Below are 26,513 nucleotides of genomic sequence, written 5' to 3' on the forward strand. Positions count from 1 at the left end.
GAGGAAAATCAGGCGCGAGATTCTTTAACTTCGCGGATGCGGTCCTGATACTCGCGCAGTTTCTGCGGCGTCATCATGCGACGTTGATCGTCGAGCACCACACCACCCACTTCATCGGCAATGTGCTGTGCGGACTGCAGCATCAGCTTAAAGTTTTGCAGCTCGTCCCCGTAGGACGGAACCTGCATAAAAATAGTCACGCCAGGGGTGCTGAAGTCGCCCGTCATTTCTGGGTCAAACGTACCCGGATTAACCATATTAGCGAGGCTGAACAGCGACGGACCGCTGCCATCCGGGCTCAAATGACGATGGAAAATATTCATATCGCCAAATTTGAAACCGGCCTGCTGAATGCTGTTGAGCAGCACTTCCCCGTTGAGCTCGCTACCATGATGAGCCGCAACGTTCATAATGATGACCGCTTCTTTACGCTGCGGTTTTTCAGCAACAGGCGCTTCTTCTACTACCGGCTCAGGCTGCGGTTGATGTTCAACGACAGGCTCTGCTGGCTGGAAGGTCTGCGGCGCAGGTTGCGGTGCTTGCTGAGCAGGTTGCTGAACCTGCGGGGCAACAGGTTGCTGCACAGGTGGCTGCTGAACAGGCTGATGTTGCACCGGCTGCTGCGGTTGTACAGGCTGCTGCTGAACATGCGGCGGCGGTACCGGCGCTTGTGCAGGCTGACGCGGCTGAGCAGACGCATAAGGCGGCTGGTACTGGTGTTGCGGCGACTGAGGAGGAACACCATGTTCCTGCGCATTACCGGGAGCATGATTCACACGATGAACGCGAACTTCACCCACGCCTTCGTCTTCCTCGACGTTGTCGTCGAACGAATCCTCGTCTTCACGTTTAGACTTCATGCGTTTCAGTGGGCGATCGCGGAATATAGAAGACCGCTCTTTACGGCTAGTCCAAAAACCATGTACCAGTAAAGCGATTATGGCGATCGCGCCAACAATGATTAATATCAGACGCAAATCCTGCATCATTATATTCTCTGTTGTTCTAACACCTTGCCACCACGGCAAACATTTACTCACTAAGAGTATTTGTCGATTACGCCAAGTGCAAGTGTACTCTTGGCTTTCACGGCATAAAGATGAACAAAATTGTGCTTTTTGCTGTTTTTTCGAACATTTCCGAACAGCTTAACGCTCAACAACCCGGTAAGATACGCACAGTTTACCAGAGCTTATATAACAAGGAGTACGTCCTGACCATGGTTTCATCATCTGCAGTTGTACCTCGCAGCGGCCTTTATTACTTTTCTCAGGGATGGAAGCTCATCACCCAACCGGGCATTCGTCGTTTTGTTATTCTGCCTTTGCTGGTGAATATCCTGCTGATGGGCGGCGCATTCTGGTGGTTATTTACACAACTCGGTAACTGGGTTCCCGCGCTGATGAGTCACGTCCCTGACTGGCTTCAGTGGCTCAGCTATTTACTGTGGCCGATTGTGACCATTTCCGTGCTGTTGGTGTTCGGCTACCTGTTCTCCACTATCGCCAACTGGATCGCCGCACCGTTTAACGGTCTGCTGGCTGAACAGCTGGAAGCGCGCTTAACGGGCGCAACACCGCCCGACACCGGCATTCTCGGCATTATGAAAGACGTTCCGCGCATTATGAAACGCGAATGGCAAAAGCTGGCGTGGTATCTCCCGCGCGCCTTCGTATTGCTGATTCTCTATTTTATTCCTGGCATTGGGCAGACCGTCGCCCCGGTCCTGTGGTTCCTGTTCAGCGCGTGGATGCTGGCTATTCAGTACTGCGATTATCCTTTTGATAACCATAAGGTCCCTTTTAAGGAGATGCGCGTCGCGCTGCGCACGCGCAAGGTGACCAATATGCAGTTTGGCGCATTGACCAGCCTGTTCACCATGATTCCGGTGCTCAATCTGTTCATCATGCCGGTAGCGGTTTGTGGTGCCACGGCGATGTGGGTAGACTGCTATCGTGCTAAGCATGCGTTATGGAAGTAATGCAAAAATGTGTAAAAGCGGGCTGGCTTATGCCCGCTCTTATTCCATACTGCTACGCATTATTTCTCATCAGCATATAGATATGCGAATTCCTTACTTCCCCATACTTTCTCAACAGGTATGCTGAAGCGGTATCCCAATTTCATACAGTTAAGGACAGGCCATGAGTAAGATTTTTGAAGATAACTCGCTGACTATCGGTCATACGCCGCTGGTTCGACTGAACCGTATCGGTAACGGACGCATTCTGGCGAAGGTGGAATCACGCAACCCAAGCTTTAGCGTCAAATGCCGTATCGGTGCCAATATGATTTGGGATGCCGAAAAACGTGGTGTACTGAAACCGGGCGTTGAGCTGGTAGAACCGACCAGCGGCAACACGGGGATTGCGCTGGCCTACGTTGCCGCCGCCCGTGGTTACAAACTGACTCTGACCATGCCGGAAACCATGAGCATTGAGCGCCGCAAGCTCTTAAAAGCCCTGGGCGCGAACCTGGTGCTGACTGAAGGCGCAAAAGGTATGAAGGGCGCAATTCAGAAAGCGGAAGAAATCGTAGCCAGCGATCCGGAAAAATTCCTGCTGCTGCAGCAGTTCAGCAACCCGGCGAACCCGGAAATTCACGAAAAAACCACCGGCCCGGAAATCTGGGAAGATACCGATGGCCAGGTTGATGTCTTTATTTCCGGTGTCGGCACCGGCGGTACGCTAACTGGCGTGACCCGTTACATTAAAGGCACTAAAGGCAAAACCGATCTGATTACCGTCGCGGTAGAACCTACTGACTCCCCTGTTATCGCCCAGGCATTGGCGGGTGAAGAACTCAAACCTGGCCCGCATAAAATTCAGGGTATTGGCGCGGGCTTCATTCCTGGCAACCTTGATCTGAAGCTTATCGATAAAGTCGTTGCCATCACCAATGATGAAGCTATTTCTACCGCGCGCCGCCTGATGGAAGAAGAAGGTATTCTGGCGGGGATCTCTTCTGGCGCAGCCGTGGCTGCCGCGCTTAAGCTCCAGGAAGATGAATCCTTTACCAATAAGAATATTGTGGTTATCCTACCGTCATCGGGTGAGCGTTATCTGAGCACTGCACTGTTTGCCGATCTCTTCACAGAGAAAGAACTGCAACAGTAATGCCAGCATGTTAAAAACGCGTAAAAAAGCACCCTTTGGGGTGCTTTTTTGTGGCCTGCTTCAAATTTTCAACTCTCCTGGCATTGATTCAACCCGCCGGAACTGGTATTTAACCAAACTAATTATTTTGATGCGCGAAATTAATCGTTACAGGAAAAGCGCTAGCTGAATCGATTTTATGATTTGGTTCAACTCTTCCTTTCGCGGCATAATGTTTAATGACGAACGAAACGTCAGCGGCAAGAAGTTGCCAGCAACGGATTGCACCGAACTCCTTTTGTGTCGCGTCCAGTTTACGCCGATGCTAACAATACAGGCTAAAGTTGAACCGCCAGGCTAGACTTTAGTTCCACAACACTAAACCTATAAGTTGGGGAAATATAATGTTCCAGCAAGAAGTTACCATTACCGCTCCGAACGGTCTGCATACTCGCCCTGCTGCTCAGTTTGTTAAAGAAGCAAAAGGCTTTACTTCTGAAATTACTGTGACTTCCAACGGCAAAAGCGCTAGCGCCAAAAGCCTGTTTAAACTGCAGACTCTGGGCCTGACTCAGGGTACCGTTGTCACCCTGTCCGCAGAAGGTGAAGACGAGCAGAAAGCAGTTGAGCATCTGGTTAAACTGATGGCTGAACTCGAGTAAGTTCAACGAGTTCTTTTAAATATCAGTCACAAGTAAGGTAGGGTTATGATTTCAGGCATTTTAGCATCCCCGGGTATCGCTTTCGGTAAAGCATTGCTGCTGAAAGAAGACGAGATCGTCATTGACCGGAAAAAAATTTCTGCCGACAAGGTTGATCAGGAAGTTGAACGTTTTCTGAGCGGTCGTGCCAAGGCATCTGCGCAACTGGAAGCGATCAAAACCAAAGCTGGTGAAACGTTCGGTGAAGAAAAAGAAGCCATCTTTGAAGGGCATATCATGCTGCTCGAAGATGAGGAGCTGGAGCAGGAAATCATAGCCCTGATTAAAGATAAGCACATGACGGCTGATGCAGCTGCGCATGAAGTTATCGAAGGTCAGGCCACAGCCCTTGAAGAGCTGGATGATGAATACCTGAAAGAACGTGCGGCTGACGTACGTGACATCGGTAAACGCCTGCTGCGTAACATCCTGGGTCTGGCTATTATCGACCTGAGCGCTATTCAGGAAGAAGTTATCCTGGTAGCCGCAGACCTGACCCCGTCAGAAACCGCACAGCTGAACCTGAACAAGGTGCTGGGTTTCATCACCGACGCGGGCGGACGGACTTCCCATACTTCTATCATGGCGCGTTCTCTGGAACTGCCAGCCATCGTAGGTACGGGTAGCGTCACCTCTCAGGTTAAAAACGACGACTATCTGATTCTGGATGCCGTAAACAACCAGGTTTACGTCAATCCGACCAATGAAGTTATTGAGCAACTGCGCGCCGTTCAGGAGCAGGTTGCTACCGAAAAAGCGGAACTCGCTAAGCTGAAAGATCTCCCGGCTATCACGCTGGACGGACATCAGGTAGAAGTTTGCGCCAACATCGGTACCGTTCGTGACGTTGAAGGCGCTGAGCGTAATGGCGCCGAAGGTGTTGGTCTGTACCGCACCGAATTCCTGTTCATGGACCGTGAATCGCTGCCGACTGAAGAAGAACAGTTTGCTGCGTATAAAGCCGTTGCTGAAGCCTGTGGCTCTCAGGCGGTCATCGTCCGTACCATGGACATCGGCGGCGATAAAGAGCTGCCGTACATGAACTTCCCGAAAGAAGAGAACCCGTTCCTGGGCTGGCGTGCCGTACGTATCGCCATGGATCGTAAAGAGATCCTGCGGGATCAGGTTCGCGCAATCCTGCGCGCCTCTGCTTTCGGCAAACTGCGCATCATGTTCCCAATGATCATCTCTGTTGAAGAAGTGCGCGCACTACGCAAAGAGATCGAAATCTACAAACAGGAACTGCGCGACGAAGGTAAAGCATTTGACGAAAGCATTGAGATTGGCGTGATGGTGGAAACACCGGCAGCGGCAACAATTGCGCGTCATTTAGCCAAAGAAGTTGATTTCTTTAGTATCGGCACCAATGATTTAACGCAGTACACCCTGGCAGTTGACCGTGGTAATGATATGATTTCACACCTTTACCAACCAATGTCGCCATCTGTGCTGACGCTGATCAAGCAAGTTATTGATGCTTCTCATGCGGAAGGCAAATGGACTGGCATGTGTGGTGAGCTTGCAGGCGACGAACGTGCTACACTTCTGTTGCTGGGGATGGGTCTGGACGAATTCTCTATGAGCGCCATTTCTATCCCGCGCATTAAGAAGATTATCCGTAACACGAACTTCGAAGATGCGAAGGTGTTAGCAGAGCAGGCTCTTGCTCAACCGACAACGGACGAGTTAATGACGCTGGTTAACAAGTTCATTGAAGAAAAAACAATCTGCTAATCCACGAGATGCGGCCCAATTTACTGCTTAGGAGAAGATCATGGGTTTGTTCGATAAACTGAAATCTCTGGTTTCTGATGATAAGAAAGACACCGGAACTATTGAGATTGTTGCTCCGCTCTCTGGCGAGATCGTCAACATCGAAGACGTGCCGGATGTAGTTTTTGCTGAAAAAATCGTTGGTGATGGCATCGCTATCAAACCAACCGGTAACAAAATGGTCGCCCCTGTTGATGGCACCATCGGCAAAATCTTTGAAACCAACCACGCTTTCTCTATCGAATCCGACAGCGGCATTGAGCTGTTTGTTCACTTCGGTATTGATACCGTTGAACTGAAAGGCGAAGGCTTTAAGCGCATCGCTGAAGAAGGTCAGCGCGTTAAAGTGGGCGACCCGGTTATTGAATTCGATCTGCCGCTGCTGGAAGAAAAAGCCAAGTCTACCCTGACTCCGGTTGTTATCTCCAACATGGACGAAATCAAAGAGCTGATCAAACTGTCCGGTAGCGTGACAGTGGGTGAAACTCCGGTTATCCGCATCAAGAAGTAATTCTTGCTGCAGAGAAGAATGGCGCCTGATGGCGCCATTTTTTTTATCTGGCAGACCTCAAAATCTGCCGGATAACGCTAAATTTGTGAGGTGACTGGTCGGTAACACGCCTCGCGCATCAGGATTTTCATCCCTTCCGGCCCGCTTTCCAGCATCCGTCGCTCCGAATCCGCCACTAACAGTTCACAATTGTAGCCACCCGCGATGCCAAACATGGCCCGCGCCACACAGATATCTTCCAGCGCCGTTGCCCCGCTGGTGTCAAAATGTCCAACCATACGCCCATTCTGGCGAACCACCAGCCGGTAACTCTTCATCGCGCCTCCCCTGCCGGTGGCAGAATTAACTCATCACAACCGCACAGATTGGTCCATTTCATCACTTCCAGTACGCGCTGTGCTGCATCGTGCGTCGCGGTTGTCAGCGCTTTACCCAGCACAATACCGCTCACCAGCTCAGCACAAAACAGATCGCCAGTTCCCTTCAGATCCGTTTTAACCCGTGGATGAGCGAACACCTCAACCGTTTCAGCCGTCACTACCGCCACGTTAATAATATCTTCGCTATCCCCCGGCGCGCTGGTGATCACCACCCATTTCAGCGTTTCGGTAAGCAGCGATTGCGCCGCCGTGATGGCTTCATCACGCGTACGACACGGCTTTCCGCTCAGCATTTGCAGTTCAAACACGTTCGGCGTCAGTCCCTGAGCCAGCGGCAGCAGGTGCTGACGGTAGGCCTGCGGAATTTCAGCTTTTACATACATACCGCTGTCCGTATCGCCAATCACCGGGTCGACCAAAATGCACACTGTCGGATGCGTAGCCCGCACCGTTTCCAGCCACTGTGCTAACAGAGCGATTTGCTCTGCACTGCCCATATAGCCTGTAGTCACCGCCTTCAGCTCGCGCAAAGCATCACGCTCATTCAAGGCGCGGAGATACCCGCTAAACCAGTCGGCCGGAATAACGCCGCCGTAAAATGTTTCATAATGCGGGGTATTACTGAACAGCACCGTTGGCACTGCCGTCACGCGTAATCCCTGCGCTTTAATGGCCGGAACGGCGATGCTGTTGCCTACGCTGCCATAAACCACCTGTGACTGGACGGCGACGATATCGGTCTGTAACGCCCGATGCTTGTCGCCGAAGAGCACTGACTGAATATCACTCCCCTGCTCCATAAATTTCTCCTCTCGCTGGACAGCGGGCTTACGCCTCACTATTATCGTCATATGCTAAAATTCATTTTGTCATAGGTCAATAATGATCGACGGAAAAACCGCTAACGAAATTTTTGACAGTATTCGTCAACATGTCGCTACAGGCACGTTGGCAGCAGGAGAAACGTTACCGCCGGTGCGTGAACTGGCAACAGCATTGAACGTTAACCGTAATACTGTTGCGGCGGCTTATAAACGCCTGGTCACCTCCGGGCTGGCACAAAGCCAGGGACGTAACGGCACGGTAATCAAGGGGATTTCAGCCCCCGTTGCGCTGGAAGGCGGCAATTCGGATACCGCGCTTATCGATCTTTCCGGCGGTAATCCAGCCCCCGCGCGTCTTCCCGACCTCAGCCGTTATTTCGCGCAAATAAATAAGAATCCTCGTTTGTACGGTGATGCCGCTGTATCACCCGGCCTTAAGGCGTGGGCCGCACAATGGATGCAAGATGCGATGCCAGCCAAGGGAGAAATTGATATCACCAGCGGCGCCATTGATGCCATTGAGCGGCTGCTGTGCGCCCATTTACTGCCTGGCGACAGCGTTGTGGTAGAAGATCCATGCTTTTTGAGCAGCATCAACATGCTGCGTTATGCCGGATTCTCCGCCAGTCCGGTCAACGTTGACAGCGAAGGCATGCAGCCAGACATGCTGGAAATCGCGCTACAGAAAGGCGCGCGGGCGGTGATTCTGACGCCGCGCGCCCATAATCCGACAGGATGCAGTCTGAGCGCATCCCGCGCGGCGCAATTGCAGGAAATCCTGACCCGCTATCCGCAGACGCTGGTGATCGTCGACGACCACTTTGCGCTGCTGTCCGCATGCCGTTGGTATCCGGTGATTGCGAAGGAAACCACGCACTGGGCGATTGTCCGCTCAATGTCGAAAACTTTAGGCCCGGATTTACGCCTGGCCATCGTCGCCAGCGATCCACTCACTTCCGCGAAACTGCGTTTACGGCTCAACGCCGGCAGTCAGTGGGTCAGCCATCTGCTGCAGGATCTGGCCTGCGCCTGCCTGAGTGACGAGACTTATCAACACACGCTGGCGCAAACTCAGCAGTTTTACGCCGCCCAGCAGCAAAAGCTGACAGCGGCTCTGCGGCTTCATGGCATTACGCTGCCCGACTGCGACGGTCTTAATCTGTGGCTGCCGCTAGAAGATAACAGCCAGGCGATCGCTTTTGCGCTGGCAAAGTCCGGCTGGCTGGTACGTGAAGGCGAAGTGTTTGGCGTCAATACGCCTGCGCATGGCTTGCGCATTACGCTGTCAACATTAGCAGACAGCGACATTGATAAGCTGGCGACTGATATCCATCAGGCGCTAAAGCGCTAACAGGAGAGAAAAAGTGCGAGTTCATTTTGTTATTCATGAGTCTTTCGAATCTGCTGGCGCGTACCTGCCGTGGGCCGAATCACGCGGCTATACCATCAGTTGGTCGCGCGTTTACGCCGGAGAAACTGTTCCCGCTAATGCCGATGGCTTCGATATGCTGGTGGTATTTGGTGGGCCGCAGTCACCCCGCACCACACTCGCAGAGTGCCCATACTTTGACTCTCAGGCAGAGCAACATCTGATAAACCAGGCGATTGCGGCACGAAAAATCGTGGTGGGGATCTGTTTGGGGTCGCAGTTAATCGGCGAAGCACTGGGCGCGAAGGTGTGCCAAAGCCCGGAAAAAGAGATTGGTCACTATCCGATCGCCCTGACCGAGGCAGGCCAGCGGCATCCGTTGTTCAGCCATTTCGGCTCACCGCTCAACGTGGGCCACTGGCACAATGACATGCCGGGATTAACCGACCAGGCGACAATTCTTGCCACAAGCGAGGGATGTCCGCGACAAATCGTACAATACGGTAATTTCGTCTATGGTTTTCAGTGCCATATGGAGTTTACCGCCGAAGCGGTCGAAGGATTAATTCAGCACTCTGAGCAAGAACTGGCCGAAGCGAAAGGGAAGCGCTTTATTCGCGCTGTTGAAGAGATGCGCACCTGGGATTACCAGCAGATGAATGAGACGCTGTGGCAATTCCTTGATAAGTTGGTAGAAAAACGTAACGATTGAACAGTGCGGGCCGGAGAAGACGCTTTGCGTCGTCATCCGGCGATCCTGCCGTACGGTTGCCTGCTAGCGCTACGCTTATCAGGCCGACAAATTAAATACCTAATCCCTGGCTGAAATGCTCTTCGCCAAAGACCCCGGTGGAAAGGTAGCGATCGCCGCGATCGCAGATGATCGCCACCACCACCGCCCCCGGTGTCGCGCGCGCCACGCGTAACGCGCCCGCAACCGCGCCGCCAGAACTCACCCCGCAAAAAATCCCTTCACGAACGGCCAGTTCACGCATGGTGTTTTCCGCATCGTTCTGATGAATATCCAGCACCTCATCCACCAGCGAGGCGTTGAAAATGCCCGGCATATATTCCGCCGGCCAGCGACGAATGCCCGGAATACTACTGCCTTCTTCCGGCTGCAGGCCAACGATGGTGACGGGTTTTTCCTGTTCACGCAGAAAACGCGATACGCCGGTAATGGTGCCTGTCGTCCCCATGCTGGAGACGAAATGGGTAATACGGCCTGACGTCTGCTGCCAGATTTCGGGTCCGGTAGTCGTGTAGTGCGCATACGGGTTATCAGGATTATTAAACTGATCGAGAAGTTTACCTTCTCCGCGCTGCGCCATCTCAAGGGCTAAATCACGCGCCCCTTCCATCCCCTGCTCTTTGGTCACCAGAACCAGTTCAGCCCCGTAAGCACGCATCGCCGCACGTCGCTCCTGGCTCATGTTGTCTGGCATCAGGAGCTTCATGCGGTAGCCTTTCAGCGCGGCAATCATCGCCAGCGCAATACCCGTATTACCGCTGGTGGCCTCAATCAGCACGTCGCCAGGCTGAATTTCCCCGCGCTTTTCCGCTTCAACGATCATCGACAACGCCGCGCGGTCTTTCACTGAACCTGCGGGATTATTGCCTTCCAGCTTGACCCAAATTTCACTGCCGTTATCCGCCGTCAGACGTTGTAATTTCACCAGAGGCGTATTGCCAATTGTTTGTTCTAATGTGTTCACGTTTTCAGCTCAATAAAATGCCGGGTGGCGCTGCGCTTACCCGGCTTACAGGTCATGCACCACCCGTTAAGCCCGGTAAGCGCAGCGCCACCGGATGATAACTATACGAATTAACCTATCAGGCACTTTGCGCCAGGGCAAGTTCCTCTTCACGCGTTTCAATACGCTGGTCGCCATTATACAAACGCGCATTTTGCAGCCCAACAAACAGACGTTCGCCGCGGTTCGGGGAATCATCGCCCTGCATAATCACCGTCAGCGGTTCGTTATACCACCCCAAGGGTTGCACAACTAATTGGGTGTAGTGTCCTTTCGGGCTGGCTTCCAGCACCTGTACCGGCAACGGCGAATCCAGACTGGTACGACGGCTGACGTCCACTTCCCACGGACGCAAGAACAGATCCACCGGACCCTGATAGCCCGGTGTATAGCCCAACGGCCAGCGATGTGCGCCCACGTGGAATTGTCCACCGCGAATCGTCCCTTGCAGGCGGTTAACTTCACCCATAAATTCCAGGACAAAACGGGTAGCCGGTTCGCGCCATACCTGATCGGGCGCATCGGCCTGCTCGATATGACCCTGGCTCATTACCACCACGCGGTCTGCGACTTCCGTCGCTTCTTCCTGATCGTGGGTAACAAACACGCTGGTGAACTTCAGCTCTTCATGCAACTGACGCAGCCAGCGACGCAGTTCTTTACGCACCTGAGCATCGAGCGCGCCAAACGGCTCGTCGAGCAACAAGATCTGCGGCTCTACCGCCAGCGCACGCGCCAACGCCACGCGCTGCTTTTGCCCACCGGAAAGCTGTGCCGGGAAACGGTCCGCCAGATGAGCCAGTTGAACCATCTCCAGCAGTTTGGTCACTTTTGCTTTGATCGTTGCCGCATTCGGGCGCTCCCGCCGTGGCAGAACAGTCAGACCAAAAGCGATATTGTCGAAAACAGTCATATGACGAAACAGTGCATAGTGCTGAAACACGAACCCCACCTTACGGTCGCGGGCGTGCAAACGGCTGACGTCAGTGCCATGGAAACGGATATGCCCGCTGGACTGATGCTCCAGCCCGGCGATGATGCGTAGCAGCGTGGTTTTGCCCGATCCAGAAGGCCCCAACAGGGCGACCATCTGACCTGAAGGAATATCCAGCGAGATATCGTTCAGCACCTGTGTGCGACCAAAAGACTTCTTAATATTGGCAATCTCAATGCTCATGATTTTCCTCCTGCTGCGCGCGTTTCTCCTGGTTTTCCAGGCGCCATTGCAACATGCTCTTCAAAAACAGGGTAATAATCGCCATCAGCGTTAATAGCGCCGCGGCGGTAAAGGAGCCGACTGTGTTGTAGTCCTGCTCCAGTAATTCAATCTGTAACGGCAAAGACAAGGTTTCACCGCGAATCGAGCCAGAAACCACCGATACCGCGCCGAACTCGCCAATCGCACGGGCGTTGGTCAGCACTACACCGTACAGCAATGCCCAACGGATATTCGGCAGCGTAACGCGACGGAACATTTGCCAGCCGGATGCGCCAAGCAGAACCGCCGCCTCATCTTCATGGCTGCCCTGGCTTAACATCACCGGCACCAGTTCGCGCACCACAAACGGACAGGTCACGAACACCGTCACCAGCACCATTCCCGGCCAGGCAAACATAATTTGCAGGTTGTGTTCATCCAGCCATCCGCCAAGCGGGCCGTTAGAGCCGTAAAACAGCAGATAGACCAGGCCAGCGACCACTGGTGAAACGGCAAATGGAATATCCAGTAACGTGAGCAACAACTGGCGTCCAGGGAAGTTAAAGCGGGTCACCAGCCAGGCCAGTAACACGCCAAACACCAGGTTCACCGGCACCGCAATCAGCGCAATCAGCACCGTCAGCCAGATGGCGTGCAGCATGTCCGGATCAGCTAGGTTGTGTAATACCGGCATCAACCCCTTGCTGAACGCCTGCACGAAGATGTAAACCATCGGCACCAGCAAAATAAAGGCGGATACCAGCATGCCCGTGCCGATCAGAAACCATTTCCCCCAGTTGATGCGGGGTGCGCCATAACGTTTCAATTGGGTAATGTCTGCCATCAGTGACCTACCACGCGTCGACCAAAGCGACTTTGCAGGGTGTTAATTGAAAACAGCAGCAGCAACGAAGCCCCGAGGATCACAGATGCAATCGCGCTGGCGGCCGGGTAGTCAAACTCCTGCAAACGAACAAAAATCATCAGCGAGGTCACTTCCGTTTTCCATGCGATGTTTCCGGCGATAAAGATAACCGCACCAAACTCACCGAGACTGCGGGTAAACGAGAGCGCAACGCCCGCGACTAGCGCGGGAGACAGCTCAGGCAGTACCACTTTACGAAAGCTCTGCCAGCGCGTAGCGCCGAGCGTTTCCGCCGCTTCTTCATACTCCGGACCTAACTCTTCCAGCACCGGCTGCACGGTACGCACCACGAATGGAATGCTGGTAAAAGCCATCGCCACCGCAATGCCAAGCCAGGTGTAAGTCACTTTAATATCCAGCTTCGCCAGCCACTCGCCGTAGAAACCGTTGACCGAAAACAGCGATGCCAGCGTCAGACCTGCTACCGCCGTAGGCAGCGCAAACGGCAGATCCATCAGCGCATCCAGCAGCGTACGGCCCGGAAAGCGATAACGGGTTAAGATCCACGCCATCAGCAAACCAAACACGCCGTTAAAAATCGACGCCACAAACGCCGACAGCAGCGTCACTTTATAAGCCGCCACCACCTGCGGGTTGGTAATCACATCCCAGTATTGCGCCCAGCTCATTTGCGCCAATTGCATCACCAGCGCGCTAAGCGGCAGCAGCAAAATCAGGCAGACAAACAGTAAGCTGGTGCCCAGGCTCAAGGTGAAGCCGGGCAGTACGCGTCGGGAAGAAACAGCAAACATTTACTTACGCCCCGCCGCCAACAGTTTGTCCAACTCACCGCCGCTGACAAAGTGCGTTTTCATTACCTCAGGCCACGAGCCAAACCTGTCTTCCACGCGGAAAAGTTCGGTCTGCGGGAATTTATCCTGCAGTTTGTCCATCACCTGCGGATTATTCACGCGGTAGTAGAAATCAGTAATGATGGTTTGCGCCTGCGGGCTGTACAGCCAGTTCAGGTAAGCTTTTGCCGCTTTTTCAGTACCGTTAGCCTGCACATTTTTATCTACCCAGGCCACCGGGAACTCCGCCAGAATGTTGACCTTCGGCACCACCACTTCGAAGCCCTGGTCTTCATACTGTTTACGGATGTTGTTCACTTCTGATTCAAAGGTGATCAGCACATCGCCCAGACCGCGTTCCACGAATGTGGTGGTTGCCCCGCGACCGCCGGTATCAAACACTTCCACATTTTTCAGAAACTGGGTCATGAACTGTTCAGTTTTGGCTTTATCCCCACCATCCGCTTTATCTGCCGCGCCCCACGCAGCCAGATAGGTATAACGCGCATTACCGGAGGTTTTCGGATTCGGGAAAATCAGTTTCACGTCCGGGCGAACCAGGTCGTTCCATTCGTGGATATTCTTCGGGTTACCCTTACGCACCAAAAACGCCATGGTGGAATAGAATGGCGAACTGTTATTCGGCAGACGACTTTGCCAGTCGGCCGGGATCAGCTTGCCTTTGTCATGCAGGATCTGCACATCGGTCACCTGGTTATAGGTCACCACATCGGCTTTCAGCCCCTGCAGAATCGCCAGCGCCTGTTTTGATGACCCGGCATGAGATTGTTTAATCGTCAGTTTGTCACCGCCGTTATCCTTCGCCCATTGCTGTTCAAACGGCGGGTTAAGGGCGGCAAACAGCTCGCGAGAGACATCGTATGAACTGTTCAGCAGCTCCGTTGCCTGCGCCTGACCCACCAGCAACAGCATTGCTGCCAGCGTCAGGGTTCTTTTTTTCAGTAAGTTAACGGCCATTGCGCACCCTTATAAATTTAATGACTTTCTTATGGTCATCATATTTATAACCAGTGCTAAAGGAGTAACGGTTTTATATACCGTTTGATGATTTGAAAGTTGAAAAGAGAATAAGGGTACCTCCTCCCCAGCACACGGGGAGGAGACCGGCATCAATCAGACGCCGACGCTAACGCTTTCAGGCAGGGTGCTGCCGCCATCAATCACGTTTTGCGTGCCAGTTAAGTAACTGGACTCATCCGACGCCAGGAATGCCGCCAGTTCACCAACCTCAAGTGGGCAGGCCAAGCGGCGCATCGGGATCGCTTTTGCCATTTCGACTAATACGGATTCAGGATCCTCCGGATTAGACTGACGAGCGATATTTTCCGCCATCGGCGTACGAACGTAGCCCGGGCAAATAGCATTAACGCGAATTCCGGACTGCGCGTATTCCACCGCCAGAGATTTGGTCAAACCGATGATTGCGGCTTTCGACAGCGCGTAGGCCGTTTCGCCCGGATCGGCAACCATATCGCCGGTCACAGATGACATCATCACGATGCGCCCGTCTTTGCGCGCAATCATCTCCGGCAGAACGGCTTTCGTCACGTTCCAGACACCTTTAATGTTGATATCAATGTGGAAATCGCGATCTTCATCGCTCATATCAAGGAAGTTGCCGAGGCGACATACGCCCGCATTGTTGACCAGAATATCGATTTTGCCTTCAATCTTCTTCGCGCGTTTTACCGCTTCCGTGACCGACGCAAAATCTCTGACGTCAGCGTGTACGGCGGTGCAACGGTGTCCGCGCCCAGCCAACTCATCCGCCAGTTTTTCAATCTCATCGGAGATATCCAGCAGGATTAGGTTCGCGCCATGGCGGGCAAATGTTCTGGCGATCCCTTCGCCAATACCCTGAGATGCGCCCGTAATCAATGCTGTTTTGCCCGTGAGTTTTCCCATTTCAATATTCTCCTTTTGAATATGAAGCATTCGCTTCATTCACGCAGAAGATACAGCAATAACAAATAAGTGCTGAGGAATAGCTCACTAAATCAGGTTAATCTCAGGTAAAAAAAGTCCCCGGCATTGCGGGGACCCAACGGTAAACATGCTCTGACCAGGTTAACAGAAGACTTACAGCCGTTTTTCCAGCAAATGGGCTCTCATCAACTCCGATGCCATCTGCGCATCCCCTTTTTTAATATGAAGCAGTATTTCCCTCTGTTTTGCCGCCGTATCAAGAAAATACTGACGATCGTTCGCAGGTAACGACTCCCTTGTTTTCTCAAAATAAGTAATGAGGACATCAGAGAAAACCTGCAGCACCCGGTTGCCACTCGCCTGTAGCAAGAGCAAATGAAAATCTCTATCGTGACGATCGGCCACCTGGGGGTTATCCGCATTCTCTTCAATAAGCCTTAGCTCATTTTCAAGTTTGGAGAGCATCGCCGGAAAAATTCTACGCGTTGCCAGAGGAATAATCGCGCACTCAATCAGGATCCTTGCCTCTGTAAATTCTGTGATATCAAACCCAGACAAATCAAACTGCATTAACAACTGGTGATTTATGTTGTGCTGTTCCAAATTCTTCAAGACGCTGCCACGACGAGGAGATCGTTCCAACATTCCCATCTGTACCAGTGTACTGAGCGCCTGACGAACTTTATATCTTGATGTATTAAAACGAACGGCAAGCTCAGTTTCAGTTTCAATGCGACCATCAGCATTGCGGTTAGCATCATCAAGCAGATAATTTTTAATACTTTCAAACAGTTCGTTTTTGTTATCCATAAACACTCTCGGATTAAAGTGCTGCAAAACTGATGAGTATAAATAATCTAATAAGTTAGATTGCTTAATATACTGTTATGGTAAGATTATAGCCCCTATTATTCAAATTATACCAAGCCATTTGTTAATAAAAAGGAATTAATTATGGTGTTATTCGTAACTCAGTTTGCGATAGTACTTATATGTATCGGTATAGGTGGGCGTTTTGGTGGGATTGGCCTGGGGGCTGCTGGCGGGTTAGGACTCGCTATCCTGACTTTTGGTTTTGGACTCCCTCCCGACTCACCTCCTTTCACTGTTATTTCTATTATCCTTGCGGTTATCACTTGCATCACAATCCTCCAGGCGGCTGGCGGGCTTGATTTATTCGTTACGATGGCAGAACGGATCCTCAGAAAGTGGCCGGGCGCGATCACTTTCCTCGGCCCCGCAGTCGCTTACCTTTTTACTGCTATCTGCGGAACAGGATATGTTGCCTTTTCGGTTTATCCAGTCATTGCTGAAATTGCAGCAGATGCCAGAGTACGGCCAGAAAGAGCCATGTCGATGTCAGTAATCGCTGCCAATTTTGGGCTTATTGCCAGCCCGGTCAGTGCGGTCGTTACAGGGACAATTGCTGTCCTTGCTGGATTACATGTCTCTGCTTTAGATATCTTGCTAGTCACCGTTCCCGGAACGTTCCTTGGCTGCGTTGTCGGCTGCCTGTTCGTCTTTAAAAGAGGTCATGAGCTTAAAAATGATCCGGAATTCCAACGCAGGGTTGCTGAAGGTGAGTTTGAATCAGTAAAAGCTGAAGAGCGAACAGCCAATATAGTGACAAAAGAGGCGAAGAGAGGATTGCTGATTTTCCTTACCGGTATCATTCTGGTCGTACTTATGGGTTCAATTCCTGAATTACGTCCTGAGTGGAATAACGGTACCGGAATGGAACGTATGAGTATCCCTACCACGCTGCAAATAGTTATGCTGACAACAGCATGTATTATTATGATGGTATGTCGAATTTCTCCGTCAAAACTCGATTCAGGTTCTGTTTTTAAAGCTGGTCTTGTGGGTGTTGTCGCCATATTTGGTCTGTCATGGATGATGAACTCCTTTTTTGAGGCATGGCACGAATTATTTAACACGGCTTTCCACGGTTTCCAGAATCCAGTCTTGTTCGGCATTATTGTTTTTGGTCTTTCAGCCGTAATTTATAGCCCCGCAGCGACTGCTGTAGCGCTACTCCCCGCTGGCGTGTTAATGGGATATCCGGCAGAAACCCTGGTCGCCCTGCTCCCGCTGACTTGTGGATCATTCATTATTCCAGGGGGGGCACAGATTGGCTGTGTGGCGTTTGATCGTACCGGGACAACTCGAATTGGCAAGTATGTGGTTAATCACAGCTACATGCTACCTGGTCTTGTCACCGTTGTAGCATCAACCCTTTTTTGCTTCCTTTTTTCCAAAATGCTGATGTAGTGAGAGAGCAATTTAATTGTGGTAAACCTTTTCTTCATGGCATCCCCCCTGAATGAATTCAGAGAGGATGCCTGGTACTCACTTCTGAATAGCACCACTGCAATTTTCCATAGAATGTACTTTACAGAACAACCTGAGCAATGAGATAAGCAAAAATTACCTGAGAGATAACCATCACAAAGCCCGGACGAATATAGCTATGGTTGACAACAAAGCGTCCAATCTTTGTGGTACCTGTTCGATCAAATGCAACACAGCCGATTTGATTTGCTCCCGGTATAATAAAGTCACCACAGGTACAAGCAAAAATAGCGATAAGAAACGGGGCTGGAATACCTAAGGTAACACCGAGTGGCATGATGGCAGCTACCGTCGCCGCCGGACTCATAATGACCAGCGAGAACAAGAATACAACCACACCAAATAGCATTGGTGCGTCATTGACAATGCCACCAAAAACCTTAATCAGTTCTGGTTGATAGGCATCAAAAAACGTCGCCGTCATCCATGAAACACCGAGTATTGCTACCACTCCCATCAAACCTGCACGGAAGACTGAGCCGCTATTCAAGGTACTACTTGGTACTTTACTGACAATCATAATAAACAAAGCGGCTGTCAACATGACCATCTGAATAACCATTGGGGTTGACAGTCTTTTTCCATCCCAGGAAGGGAGTAACTCTGTAAAAGAACCTAAAATAAGTACCAGTACCACACCAATCGCAAAGATAACGACACCTTTTTTAGCGCCAGCTGAAGCAACAAATTCTTTTTTTTGCTCAGTATGCATGAACTCATATTCGCCAGCAGCAACTCTCCTCTGGAATTCCGGATCATCCTCCAGCTCTTTTCCGCGTTTATAAACTGAAAAGCTGGTAACAATAGCAGCCATAAAGAATGATGGGAGAGCAATCGTCAGTATTTGCCCAAGGCTAATCCCGGCATATTCATGCAGAATAGCCAGCATCCCCGCGGTTGCCGCACTCATCGGACTGGCAGCAACCGCGACACTGGCCGCAATAACCGTTGCGGACAACGCTCGCTCCGGACGGACCTTTGCTTCAGCAGCAACTTCAGCGACAACCGGATACAAAGAGAAAGCAACGTAAGTAGTCCCACAGAATAGCGTAAATATGGAAGTTAATATGGGGGCAACAAAAGTAATTGCCTGTGGTTTTTTACGGAGTAATTTTTCAGCCACGCGCACCAGGTAATCAAGCCCACCAGCGGCCTGTAATACGCTGACAGCGCCAATCACACAAATAATAATTAGCATTGCAGTAATAGATGGTGCGGAGGGTTTTAGTCCAAAACCCAGAACTAATATTGCAACACCAAGTCCTCCACCAGCACCCAGCCCCATTCCGCCATAACGCCCGCCTATACCAATACAGGCGAGTACAATAAATAATTGTATAAAAAATAAAGCATCCATTTTTCACCTCAAAGCGTCTCCCGGATATTGCATCCGGGAGATATTAATTACTATGCTCGGGATTAGTTTAAATATGATTTAGCAATTTCGATCTGTTTTTTAACAGCATCAGTCCCTGTGCCACCATAAGACATTCTTGATTTAATACATGCTTCGAGAGATATACTCTCATAAATATCATTTTCGATTTTATCATCAAATGTGTGGAATTCATTCAGAGTAAGCTCTTCCAACATTTTTCTATGTTTTATACAGTAATTAACAGCGCTGCCAACAATATGGTGAGCTTCTCTAAAAGGAATGCCTTTACGAACCAGGTAGTCAGCCATATCGGTTGCGTTTGAAAATCCTCTTGCCGCTGCGCTGCGAGTATTATCTGAAAGAATAACCATTTTTTCGAGCATCGGCGCCATAATTTTCAGACTGGTCTGTAAGGTATCCATAGAGTCATAGACCTGCTCTTTATCCTCACTCATATCAGTATTATAGGCCAGAGGGATACCTTTCATAATGGTCAACATCGCCATTAGATTTCCGTACATACGCCCCCCTTTGCCGCGCATTTTTTCAGCCACGTCGGGGTTTTTCTTCTGTGGCATGATGCTGGAACCGGTACAGAAATCATCTGAAAGCTCAATAAACTTAAAATCCTGACTTGAGAATAAAACCAGTTCTTCTGACAAACGGGTAAGATGCATAAAGCACATAGCAGCGGCAGCAGTGAATTCAACCATATGGTCACGATCGCTGACAGAATCAATACTGTTTTCAGTCGGCTTGTCAAAGCCAAGCTCTTTAGCCGTGAAATCACGATCAATGGGGAAAGTAGTACCGGCAAGGGCTGCTGAACCTAAAGGGCATTCCCCCATGCGTTGATAAAGGTCTGCAAAACGAGTCCAGTCACGGCGTAACATCCAATAATATGCCATTATCCAGTGCGACAGAAGTATAGGCTGACCGGTCTGTAAATGAGTATAGCCAGGCATGATCGCATTAATGTTATTTTCAGCCTTGCTGATAATAACTTTTTGTAGATGAACGATATCCTGCTGAATTTCACGAATAGTCGATCTCATGTGCATTTTCGAATCGACAGTCGTCTGGTCATTACGACTGCGGCCGGTATGTAGCTTCCCGCCTACAGGACCAATTATTTCTGTCATACGTCTTTCTATCGCCATATGAATATCTTCATCAACGGTATCAAAAACGAATTGCCCTTCCTCAATCTCTTTATTGACCTGCCTTAACCCACCAATAATCGCATTCGCTTCATCCTGCGTGATAATCCCCTGACGGCCCAGCATAGTGGCGTGAGCAATACTCCCCTGAATATCAAAAGGGCAGAGACGTTGTTCCAGCATAATTGTCGCATTATAAGATTCGACCAGTTTATTTGTAGGCATATCAAAACGCCCACCCCATAATTTTGTAGACATAAAACCTCCAATGACCCTTTGTTGCAAAATGGTTAAATATAAATTCCGTTATTTTTCGGTCATTTTCAGATTACAAGACAGTCATTTTAATTGTCAACAAATGAAGGCATTAAATCAATTTATAGCGAAATTAATTACACTTATTATTTATTTTATTTTCATAAATTGCATTAAAAAACCTGATCTTCCTCACATTTAAATTGTGATTTAATTCAGATATATTCAGAATTTTTAAAGTAATAAATTGGTATTAATAGTTTATTGATTCTAAATAATTCCATTTAATACCGTTGTCATAACCGAGAAACTGGCAGGTAAATAATAATGAACGTGGGAGGTGATTTTTCAGGATGAGCGTCAACGCGAGTGCATCATCAGCATGGCGGACGTTGGGTGGTTCAAGGGAGAGCTATATTGTGCCAGATGGCGGCATCAGCGCCATCTGGCATCAAAAAATTACAGGGCCAGCAAACGATCCAGCGATGGCGCGAAATAATAGCCGCCGGTCACCGGTTTAGTGAAGCGCAGCATCGCGTCGCGCTTGCCGTCAGTGTCGCCAAACATGCTCAGCAGTTGCTGCTCGATGTTGTGCAAACGGGCGCAATAGGCACAGAAATAGAGGCCGTGCGTACCGCTGGCGGTGCCGTATGGCAGGCTCTGGCGCACAATTTTCAGTCCTTTACCATCTTCTTTGAGATCGACACGGCTCAGGTGAGAAGTAACCGGACGGTCATCACCGTCGATCTCTTCGTTGGCTTCCTTGGTACGCCCAATCATCATTTCCTGGTCATGAATGCTCATGCGGTTAAGCTGCTTCAGGTTATGTTCCCAACGCTGCACAAACACATAGCTGCCACCAGCATCCACGCCATCTTTAATAACCGCGACTTCACGGCGCGTTTCAACGCCTGCCGGGTTTTCCGTACCGTCAACAAAGCCGCTGAGATCGCGCTCTTCAACCCAACGGAAACCGTGGATCTCTTCTTTGACTTCAATACAGTCGCCAAAGGCTTCCATTGCCGCCTGTGCAACGGAGAAATTCACGTCATGACGCAAAGAGAGAATATGAATCAGCACATCATACTGGGTGGCTGGCGCAAGACCTTTACCGTAAGGGATAAAGTCTTTTAACTCTTCTGCGCCAACGCCGCCGCTCAGTGTACGCCAGGTGTTGTTGCCAAAAGCAACAACCGCGCCCAGATGCGCATCCGGGAACTTCGCTTCAAAGGTCGCCAGCTTATCGGCGAAGGTTTTGCTGGCCCCACGCAGGGCCTCAACGTCGCCTTTAACATTGGCTTCAATCCAAATCGCCGCACGGCAATGTTCTGGCAAAATGCCACTCTGAACCTGAGACATTGTTCCTCCTGAAAAAAAGATGCCACGACATCGTGGCATTGATGGGCGCTATTCTACCTGTTTTTTTAACAAGCCGATTTGTTCAGACGCAAATTAACGCCGCCAGATAATTTTGCTTACTTTCCATGCTTTCAACGTATCGTCAGACGGCATTAAGCCCTCAGGCCCGCTCCACTCACCGGAAAAGACGTAGCTAATATGTTGACTTCCCTCAGCTTTGCATTCAACGCCCGCGCTGTCATCGCCAGTCGCCTTCTGACAATTACCAAAGGCTTTAGTGTAAAGGTCGCTAAACGGTGTACCGATTTCGACACCCGCAGAAGAGGGAATATCGCTGTCGACTACATCAATACGGCTAATCGTTCCCTGATTGCCATTGATAACCATCGCCAGCTTGTCATCTTTCATCGCTTCATAAAAGCGCACCACATTACCGTTATCGGTCTTCATCCCGCTACGCAGGCGGTAATCACCGTCCAGCGCATCAGCAATGGTTTTTTCATCCAGCGGGGTTGCGCCAGTTAACGCTCCGACGCCCTGCTCAGTGACCTGCGTTGAAGAACCAAACCAGTTCCACGGATTGGCGGCAGACCAGTTCACCGATGACAACGTTGAACACCCGGTCAATAGCAGCGGCATCGCGCATAAAGTCAAACGCAGTGATTTCATTTCACTTCCTTCCTTATTTATCAACGTTGCTTGGAGTCCGGTTTCGCCAAAAAGTGCCGTTATTCTTTCTCGAGGGAAAAACAGGCGCGCAGACGTTGATTAGTTAACAGCCAGATCAGCGCAACGACATCCGCCACCAGCAGCGCCAGCCCGACACCGTTGACCGGATCGCCTGCCAGCCACATCACCGGCTGCCAGCACAGCAGCACCAGTTGAGCGAGGATCAGTAACCCGCGCAGCCAGCGCCATACCACCGGAAACGCAAAGCGTCGCCCGCTGAGTAAAAATGCCAATACCGCGGGAACACCGGGAAGCAAACCCAGCCAGAAAGCGTCGTGATCGGGATAAAACAGATTCAGCAGCGTGTTGCCCTGCTCACGGGAAGAACCGGCAATCACAAACAGAACCCAAGTGCGCGCCTGCAGCAGCAGCACGCACCAGAAGAGAAAAGGCAGGCGCAGACGCCCATGAGCGTCATAGTCGGCCGGATGAAACTCAGTACTCTTCATCTTCGATCAAACGCTTGCCCAGATTGAGTACATCCGCATGTTCATAACCCAGACGTTCATACATACCCTGTACGACGTCATTATCGTCACGCACCATGATTTGAATCTTCGGACAACCGCGGGCAATGAGCTTTTTCTCCAGCCGGTTGAGCAGCGCATTGGCAATGCCGCGACCGCGAAACTCAGGATGTACGCCCAGGTAATAGGCCGAGCCGCGATGCCCGTCATATCCGCCCATCACCGTACCGACCACCTCGCCATTCACTTCAGCGACCAGGAACAAGCTGACGTCATGATTGACTTTACGCTCAATGTCCATTTCAGGGTCGTTCCATGGACGCAGCAAATCACAGCGCTCCCAGAGGGTGATCACCTCTTCGAAATCTTCCTGGCGAAAAACGCGTATTTCCATGGTATTGGTTACCTTTTCAGGACGTTAAAAAGCGATTATGGCGCGAACGGCTGATTTAGCCAATATCTGACGCGAAGCGGCGGAAAAAATGGCATAATACGGAATTGTCACGTATTGAAATGAAAAGTAAAACAATTCTTATCCCGATCCGTCGCAACGGACAACGCGATACGATATAACGTTTAGAACCTTTTTTTACAACTCAGGCCGTATGAGCACTTTTAAACCACTAAAAACACTCACATCGCGCCGCCAGGTGTTGAAAGCCGGGCTGGCCGCCCTAACGCTGTCAGGCATGTCGCAAGCCATCGCTAAAGAAGAAGCGCTTAAGACCAGCAATGGACACAGCAAACCGAAAGCGAAAAAAGCCGGCGCTAAGCGCGTTGTTGTCCTTGATCCGGGTCACGGAGGGATTGATACCGGCGCAATTGGTCGCAATGGGTCGAAGGAAAAGCACGTGGTACTGGCGATTGCCAAAAACGTGCGCTCGATTCTACGCAACCAGGGGATTGATGCGCGCCTGACGCGCTCCGGCGATACATTTATTCCGCTTTACGATCGCGTCGAGATCGCACATAAGCATGGCGCGGACCTGTTCATGTCGATCCACGCCGATGGTTTTACCAATCCGAGCGCTGCAGGTGCGTCGGTCTTTGCGTTGTCCAATCGCGGTGCCAGTAGCGCCATGGCGAAGTATCTGTCCGATCGTGAAAACCGGGCCGATGAAGTGGCCGGGAAGAAGACCACCGATAAAGACCATTTGCTGCAGCAGGTGCTGTTCGATCTGGTGCAAACGGATACCATTAAAAACAGCCTGACGTTAGGCTCGCATATTCTCAAGAAGATCAAGCCGGTACATCGTCTTCACAGCCGCAGCACGGAACAAGCCGCCTTCGTGGTGCTAAAATCACCATCAATTCCGTCGGTACTGGTCGAAACCTCGTTCATAACCAACCCGGAAGAAGAACGTCTGCTAGGTACGGCGGCATTTCGCCAGAAAATCGCCACCGCTATCGCCAATGGCATCATCAGCTATTTCCACTGGTTTGATAACCAGAAAGCACACTCGAAGAAACGTTAACCATGAAGCCCGATGCACAGCGCGTAAAACAGTTCCTGCTCAGCCTGCAAGATGATATTTGCCAGCAGTTATCCGCCGTAGACGGCGCCGAGTTTGTTGAGGATAACTGGCAACGTGAAGCAGGCGGCGGCGGGCGCAGCCGGGTGCTGCGTAACGGCGGTATTTTCGAGCAAGCGGGCGTCAACTTCTCCCACGTTCACGGCGAGGCAATGCCGGCCTCGGCTACCGCACATCGCCCCGAGCTTGCGGGACGCAGCTTTGAGGCCATGGGCGTCTCGCTGGTGGTACATCCGCAGAATCCCTACATTCCGACCAGTCACGCCAACGTGCGATTTTTTATCGCGGAAAAACCGGGCACTGACCCGGTCTGGTGGTTTGGCGGCGGCTTTGACTTAACGCCCTACTACGGCTTTGATGAGGATGCAGTTCACTGGCACCGCACGGCGCGAGATCTGTGCCAGCCGTTCGGCGAAGACGTTTATCCCCGTTACAAGAAGTGGTGCGATGACTACTTCTTCCTCAAGCATCGCAACGAACAGCGCGGCATTGGCGGGCTGTTTTTCGATGATTTGAATACGCCGGATTTCGACCACAGCTTCGCCTTTATGCAGGCGGTAGGTCAAGGCTATACCGAAGCGTATCTGCCCATCGTTGAGCGCCGCAAAGCAATGAGCTGGGGCGAACGTGAACGCAATTTTCAGCTTTACCGTCGCGGACGCTATGTGGAATTTAACCTGGTGTGGGATCGCGGCACGTTATTCGGTCTGCAGACCGGCGGCCGTACGGAATCGATTCTGATGTCGATGCCGCCGCTGGTGCGCTGGGAGTATGACTGGCAGCCGGAAGCGAACAGCCCGGAAGCCGCCCTTAGCGCGTTTATTCAGGTTCGCGACTGGGTGTAACCCCAGACAATACCAGCCCCCAGGCCGGATAAAACGCATTTGCGTCACATCCGGCACATTCATCGCATCATGCCCACTGGCGCATGCGCTGATGCAGCGTCAATGAAGGTTTTTCCGCAAACAGCTGCTGGTAGTCAGTGGCAAACTGCCCTAAATGCCAGAACCCCCACTGCATGGCGGCGTCTTTCACCGTCGTACTCTGCGACCACGGGCTTATCAGCTCGCGACGTACGGCGTTCAGGCGAATGCGTTTTAACCAGGCATTCGGACCGATACCAAGGATCGCATGAAAGGCGTTTTGCAACGTCCGGCGGCTGACGTGCAGTTGATTACACAGATCGAGCACGGTCAGCGGTTCTGACATATTTTCCAGCACATATTCCCGCGCACGCGACAGCAGGCGACGATAGCTCTGATGGCTGATGCTCTCAGCCGTGATAATCGGCTGCGCTTCTTCCAGCATAGTGCCCATCGCCAGCAGCAGGTTATCACCCAGCACTTTGCGTACCGCAGGTTGATGGAGGTTTTCCGGATTTTCGCTAAACGTCGCCAGCGCCTGCTGCACAAAGCCCCATAACGCGGCTTTGTGTTGTTCTTTCACTTCCAGCGCCGACTGGTTGCGCAGCATATGCAGCACTCTTTCCGGGTTATGCAGGAAGTTGGCCTGACGGGCAATCGCCTCTTCCGAAATGACGACACCCAGAATGGTGTAATCATCCGGCGTACTCAGTTCAAACTCTGTCCCGCCAGGGCGGGTGGCAATTTCAGCGTTCCCCAGACACTGGGTGCCAATAAATCCCTGTTCGCCGCGCGTGGCCGGAATACCAAACCAGAAAGAGTTCGGCCAGACAAGACACGACTGACGCAACGCCAGTCCGGTGTATTCACGGAACACCTGAATATCATCGAGCAGGATTTCCGTGAACTCGCCATGAAATTTTCCCGGATGTAACTGGTCGTAGATCTGCTGCCATGCGGTAATCGTCAGCGCATGCTCATACACATCCGTTGTTCGCCGCTGGTGAACGTTGTCCACCTCCACTTTCGGCGTAAGTTTAACGTCTTCGGGTAATGCTTCATGATAAAGATGGTGCAGGTTTGCAGTACGGTTCTTTTTCATGATCTTTTAAGCCGGAAGCTTCAACGAAGCCCCCGGCCCTCCGACAGG

Annotated in this window: 27 protein-coding genes; 10 read left to right on the plus strand and 17 right to left on the minus strand. The window is 51.3% G+C overall.

The annotated features are described in order from the left end of the window. Positions 1-8: 8 nt before the first annotated feature. Positions 9-989 carry a cell division protein ZipA gene (gene zipA, locus B9P82_RS06515; protein WP_101700115.1) on the minus strand — a complete coding sequence of 327 codons (981 nt, stop codon included), beginning with the start codon at positions 987-989 and terminating at the stop codon, positions 9-11. Between the two features lie 230 nt (positions 990-1,219). Here zipA and cysZ point away from each other — a divergent pair, with 230 nt between their 5' ends. The 5 genes from cysZ (at position 1,220) to crr (ending at position 6,080) form a co-directional block, all read left to right on the plus strand. Continuing rightward, positions 1,220-1,981 (plus strand): sulfate transporter CysZ, encoded by a 762-nt coding sequence (gene cysZ / locus B9P82_RS06520; RefSeq protein WP_016153924.1) that lies wholly within the window; start codon positions 1,220-1,222, stop codon positions 1,979-1,981. A gap of 163 nt (positions 1,982-2,144) precedes the next feature. After that, complete coding sequence (gene cysK, locus B9P82_RS06525) at positions 2,145-3,116, plus strand: cysteine synthase A (RefSeq protein WP_005121957.1); 972 nt, start codon at positions 2,145-2,147, stop codon at positions 3,114-3,116. Between the two features lie 383 nt (positions 3,117-3,499). After that, positions 3,500-3,757 carry a phosphocarrier protein Hpr gene (ptsH, locus tag B9P82_RS06530; protein ID WP_002913505.1) on the plus strand — a complete coding sequence of 86 codons (258 nt, stop codon included), beginning with the start codon at positions 3,500-3,502 and terminating at the stop codon, positions 3,755-3,757. A 45-nt stretch (positions 3,758-3,802) separates the two neighbouring features. Continuing rightward, positions 3,803-5,530, plus strand: coding sequence for a phosphoenolpyruvate-protein phosphotransferase PtsI (gene ptsI, locus B9P82_RS06535; protein WP_016153925.1), 1,728 nt, complete (start codon positions 3,803-3,805; stop codon positions 5,528-5,530). Between the two features lie 40 nt (positions 5,531-5,570). Beyond that, on the plus strand, positions 5,571-6,080 hold the full coding sequence (crr, locus tag B9P82_RS06540; RefSeq protein WP_000522253.1) for a PTS glucose transporter subunit IIA: 510 nt from the start codon (positions 5,571-5,573) through the stop codon (positions 6,078-6,080). Positions 6,081-6,157: 77 nt separating this feature from the next. Here the strand turns inward: crr and B9P82_RS06545 are convergent, their stop codons facing one another. Further along, complete coding sequence (locus B9P82_RS06545) at positions 6,158-6,397, minus strand: hypothetical protein (protein WP_016153926.1); 240 nt, start codon at positions 6,395-6,397, stop codon at positions 6,158-6,160. Beyond that, entirely contained in the window at positions 6,394-7,260 is an 867-nt protein-coding gene (gene pdxK / locus B9P82_RS06550) for a pyridoxine/pyridoxal/pyridoxamine kinase (RefSeq protein WP_101700116.1), read from the minus strand. The genes B9P82_RS06545 and pdxK overlap by 4 nt, the downstream gene beginning before the upstream one ends. 82 nt (positions 7,261-7,342) lie before the next feature. Between pdxK and ptsJ the strand changes: the two genes are divergently transcribed. Continuing rightward, positions 7,343-8,635, plus strand: coding sequence for a MocR-like B6 salvage transcription factor PtsJ (ptsJ, locus tag B9P82_RS06555; RefSeq protein WP_101700117.1), 1,293 nt, complete (start codon positions 7,343-7,345; stop codon positions 8,633-8,635). A gap of 13 nt (positions 8,636-8,648) precedes the next feature. Next, complete coding sequence (locus tag B9P82_RS06560) at positions 8,649-9,365, plus strand: type 1 glutamine amidotransferase (protein WP_049270094.1); 717 nt, start codon at positions 8,649-8,651, stop codon at positions 9,363-9,365. Between the two features lie 91 nt (positions 9,366-9,456). On the opposite strand, the gene cysM is transcribed toward B9P82_RS06560, so the two are convergent. From cysM to B9P82_RS06595, 7 genes are all read right to left on the minus strand, one after another. Then, on the minus strand, positions 9,457-10,368 hold the full coding sequence (cysM, locus tag B9P82_RS06565; protein ID WP_094761078.1) for a cysteine synthase CysM: 912 nt from the start codon (positions 10,366-10,368) through the stop codon (positions 9,457-9,459). Positions 10,369-10,486: 118 nt separating this feature from the next. Then, positions 10,487-11,584 carry a sulfate/thiosulfate ABC transporter ATP-binding protein CysA gene (gene cysA / locus B9P82_RS06570; protein WP_016153931.1) on the minus strand — a complete coding sequence of 366 codons (1,098 nt, stop codon included), beginning with the start codon at positions 11,582-11,584 and terminating at the stop codon, positions 10,487-10,489. Further along, complete coding sequence (cysW, locus tag B9P82_RS06575) at positions 11,574-12,449, minus strand: sulfate/thiosulfate ABC transporter permease CysW (RefSeq protein WP_016153932.1); 876 nt, start codon at positions 12,447-12,449, stop codon at positions 11,574-11,576. The genes cysA and cysW overlap by 11 nt, the downstream gene beginning before the upstream one ends. After that, positions 12,449-13,282 (minus strand): sulfate/thiosulfate ABC transporter permease CysT, encoded by an 834-nt coding sequence (gene cysT / locus B9P82_RS06580; protein ID WP_003038061.1) that lies wholly within the window; start codon positions 13,280-13,282, stop codon positions 12,449-12,451. The genes cysW and cysT overlap by 1 nt, the downstream gene beginning before the upstream one ends. After that, positions 13,283-14,299, minus strand: coding sequence for a sulfate ABC transporter substrate-binding protein (locus B9P82_RS06585; RefSeq protein ID WP_016153933.1), 1,017 nt, complete (start codon positions 14,297-14,299; stop codon positions 13,283-13,285). A 156-nt stretch (positions 14,300-14,455) separates the two neighbouring features. Further along, entirely contained in the window at positions 14,456-15,247 is a 792-nt protein-coding gene (gene ucpA / locus B9P82_RS06590) for an SDR family oxidoreductase UcpA (protein ID WP_016153934.1), read from the minus strand. 174 nt (positions 15,248-15,421) lie between these two features. Next, entirely contained in the window at positions 15,422-16,078 is a 657-nt protein-coding gene (locus B9P82_RS06595) for a FadR/GntR family transcriptional regulator (RefSeq protein ID WP_016153935.1), read from the minus strand. 144 nt (positions 16,079-16,222) lie between these two features. Here B9P82_RS06595 and B9P82_RS06600 point away from each other — a divergent pair, with 144 nt between their 5' ends. After that, complete coding sequence (locus B9P82_RS06600) at positions 16,223-17,539, plus strand: anaerobic C4-dicarboxylate transporter family protein (RefSeq protein WP_016153936.1); 1,317 nt, start codon at positions 16,223-16,225, stop codon at positions 17,537-17,539. Positions 17,540-17,660: 121 nt separating this feature from the next. On the opposite strand, the gene B9P82_RS06605 is transcribed toward B9P82_RS06600, so the two are convergent. The 6 genes from B9P82_RS06605 to B9P82_RS06630 all read right to left on the minus strand — a co-directional run bounded on the left by B9P82_RS06605 (position 17,661) and on the right by B9P82_RS06630 (position 23,362). Then, a complete protein-coding gene (locus B9P82_RS06605) occupies positions 17,661-18,977 on the minus strand; it encodes an anaerobic C4-dicarboxylate transporter family protein (RefSeq protein WP_016153937.1) in 1,317 nt (438 codons plus the stop codon). Between the two features lie 62 nt (positions 18,978-19,039). Beyond that, the gene (argH, locus tag B9P82_RS06610) at positions 19,040-20,416 is read right to left on the minus strand and encodes an argininosuccinate lyase (protein ID WP_049041042.1); all 1,377 of its coding nucleotides are present in this window, start codon (positions 20,414-20,416) and stop codon (positions 19,040-19,042) included. A 456-nt stretch (positions 20,417-20,872) separates the two neighbouring features. Next, a complete protein-coding gene (gene yfeX, locus B9P82_RS06615; protein ID WP_016153939.1) occupies positions 20,873-21,772 on the minus strand; it encodes a porphyrinogen peroxidase in 900 nt (299 codons plus the stop codon). Between the two features lie 93 nt (positions 21,773-21,865). Further along, complete coding sequence (locus B9P82_RS06620; protein ID WP_016153940.1) at positions 21,866-22,441, minus strand: RpoE-regulated lipoprotein; 576 nt, start codon at positions 22,439-22,441, stop codon at positions 21,866-21,868. Positions 22,442-22,500: 59 nt separating this feature from the next. Further along, positions 22,501-22,950: a DUF2919 domain-containing protein gene (locus B9P82_RS06625; protein WP_016157098.1), complete on the minus strand. Its 450-nt coding sequence runs from the start codon at positions 22,948-22,950 to the stop codon at positions 22,501-22,503. Next, positions 22,937-23,362, minus strand: coding sequence for a GNAT family acetyltransferase (locus B9P82_RS06630; RefSeq protein WP_003038048.1), 426 nt, complete (start codon positions 23,360-23,362; stop codon positions 22,937-22,939). The genes B9P82_RS06625 and B9P82_RS06630 overlap by 14 nt, the downstream gene beginning before the upstream one ends. A 211-nt stretch (positions 23,363-23,573) precedes the next feature. Between B9P82_RS06630 and amiA the strand changes: the two genes are divergently transcribed. Together amiA and hemF are read left to right on the plus strand one after the other, a co-directional pair. Then, positions 23,574-24,443 (plus strand): N-acetylmuramoyl-L-alanine amidase AmiA, encoded by an 870-nt coding sequence (amiA, locus tag B9P82_RS06635; protein ID WP_016153942.1) that lies wholly within the window; start codon positions 23,574-23,576, stop codon positions 24,441-24,443. A 2-nt stretch (positions 24,444-24,445) separates the two neighbouring features. After that, positions 24,446-25,345, plus strand: a complete 900-nt coding sequence (hemF, locus tag B9P82_RS06640) for an oxygen-dependent coproporphyrinogen oxidase (protein ID WP_016157099.1) — start codon at positions 24,446-24,448, stop codon at positions 25,343-25,345. A gap of 67 nt (positions 25,346-25,412) precedes the next feature. On the opposite strand, the gene eutR is transcribed toward hemF, so the two are convergent. Continuing rightward, positions 25,413-26,465, minus strand: coding sequence for an HTH-type transcriptional regulator EutR (gene eutR, locus B9P82_RS06645; protein WP_019077354.1), 1,053 nt, complete (start codon positions 26,463-26,465; stop codon positions 25,413-25,415). Positions 26,466-26,513: the final 48 nt, after the last annotated feature.

This window comes from Citrobacter sp. L55 (assembly GCF_002850715.1).
GTDB classification, from domain to species: domain Bacteria; phylum Pseudomonadota; class Gammaproteobacteria; order Enterobacterales; family Enterobacteriaceae; genus Citrobacter; species Citrobacter braakii.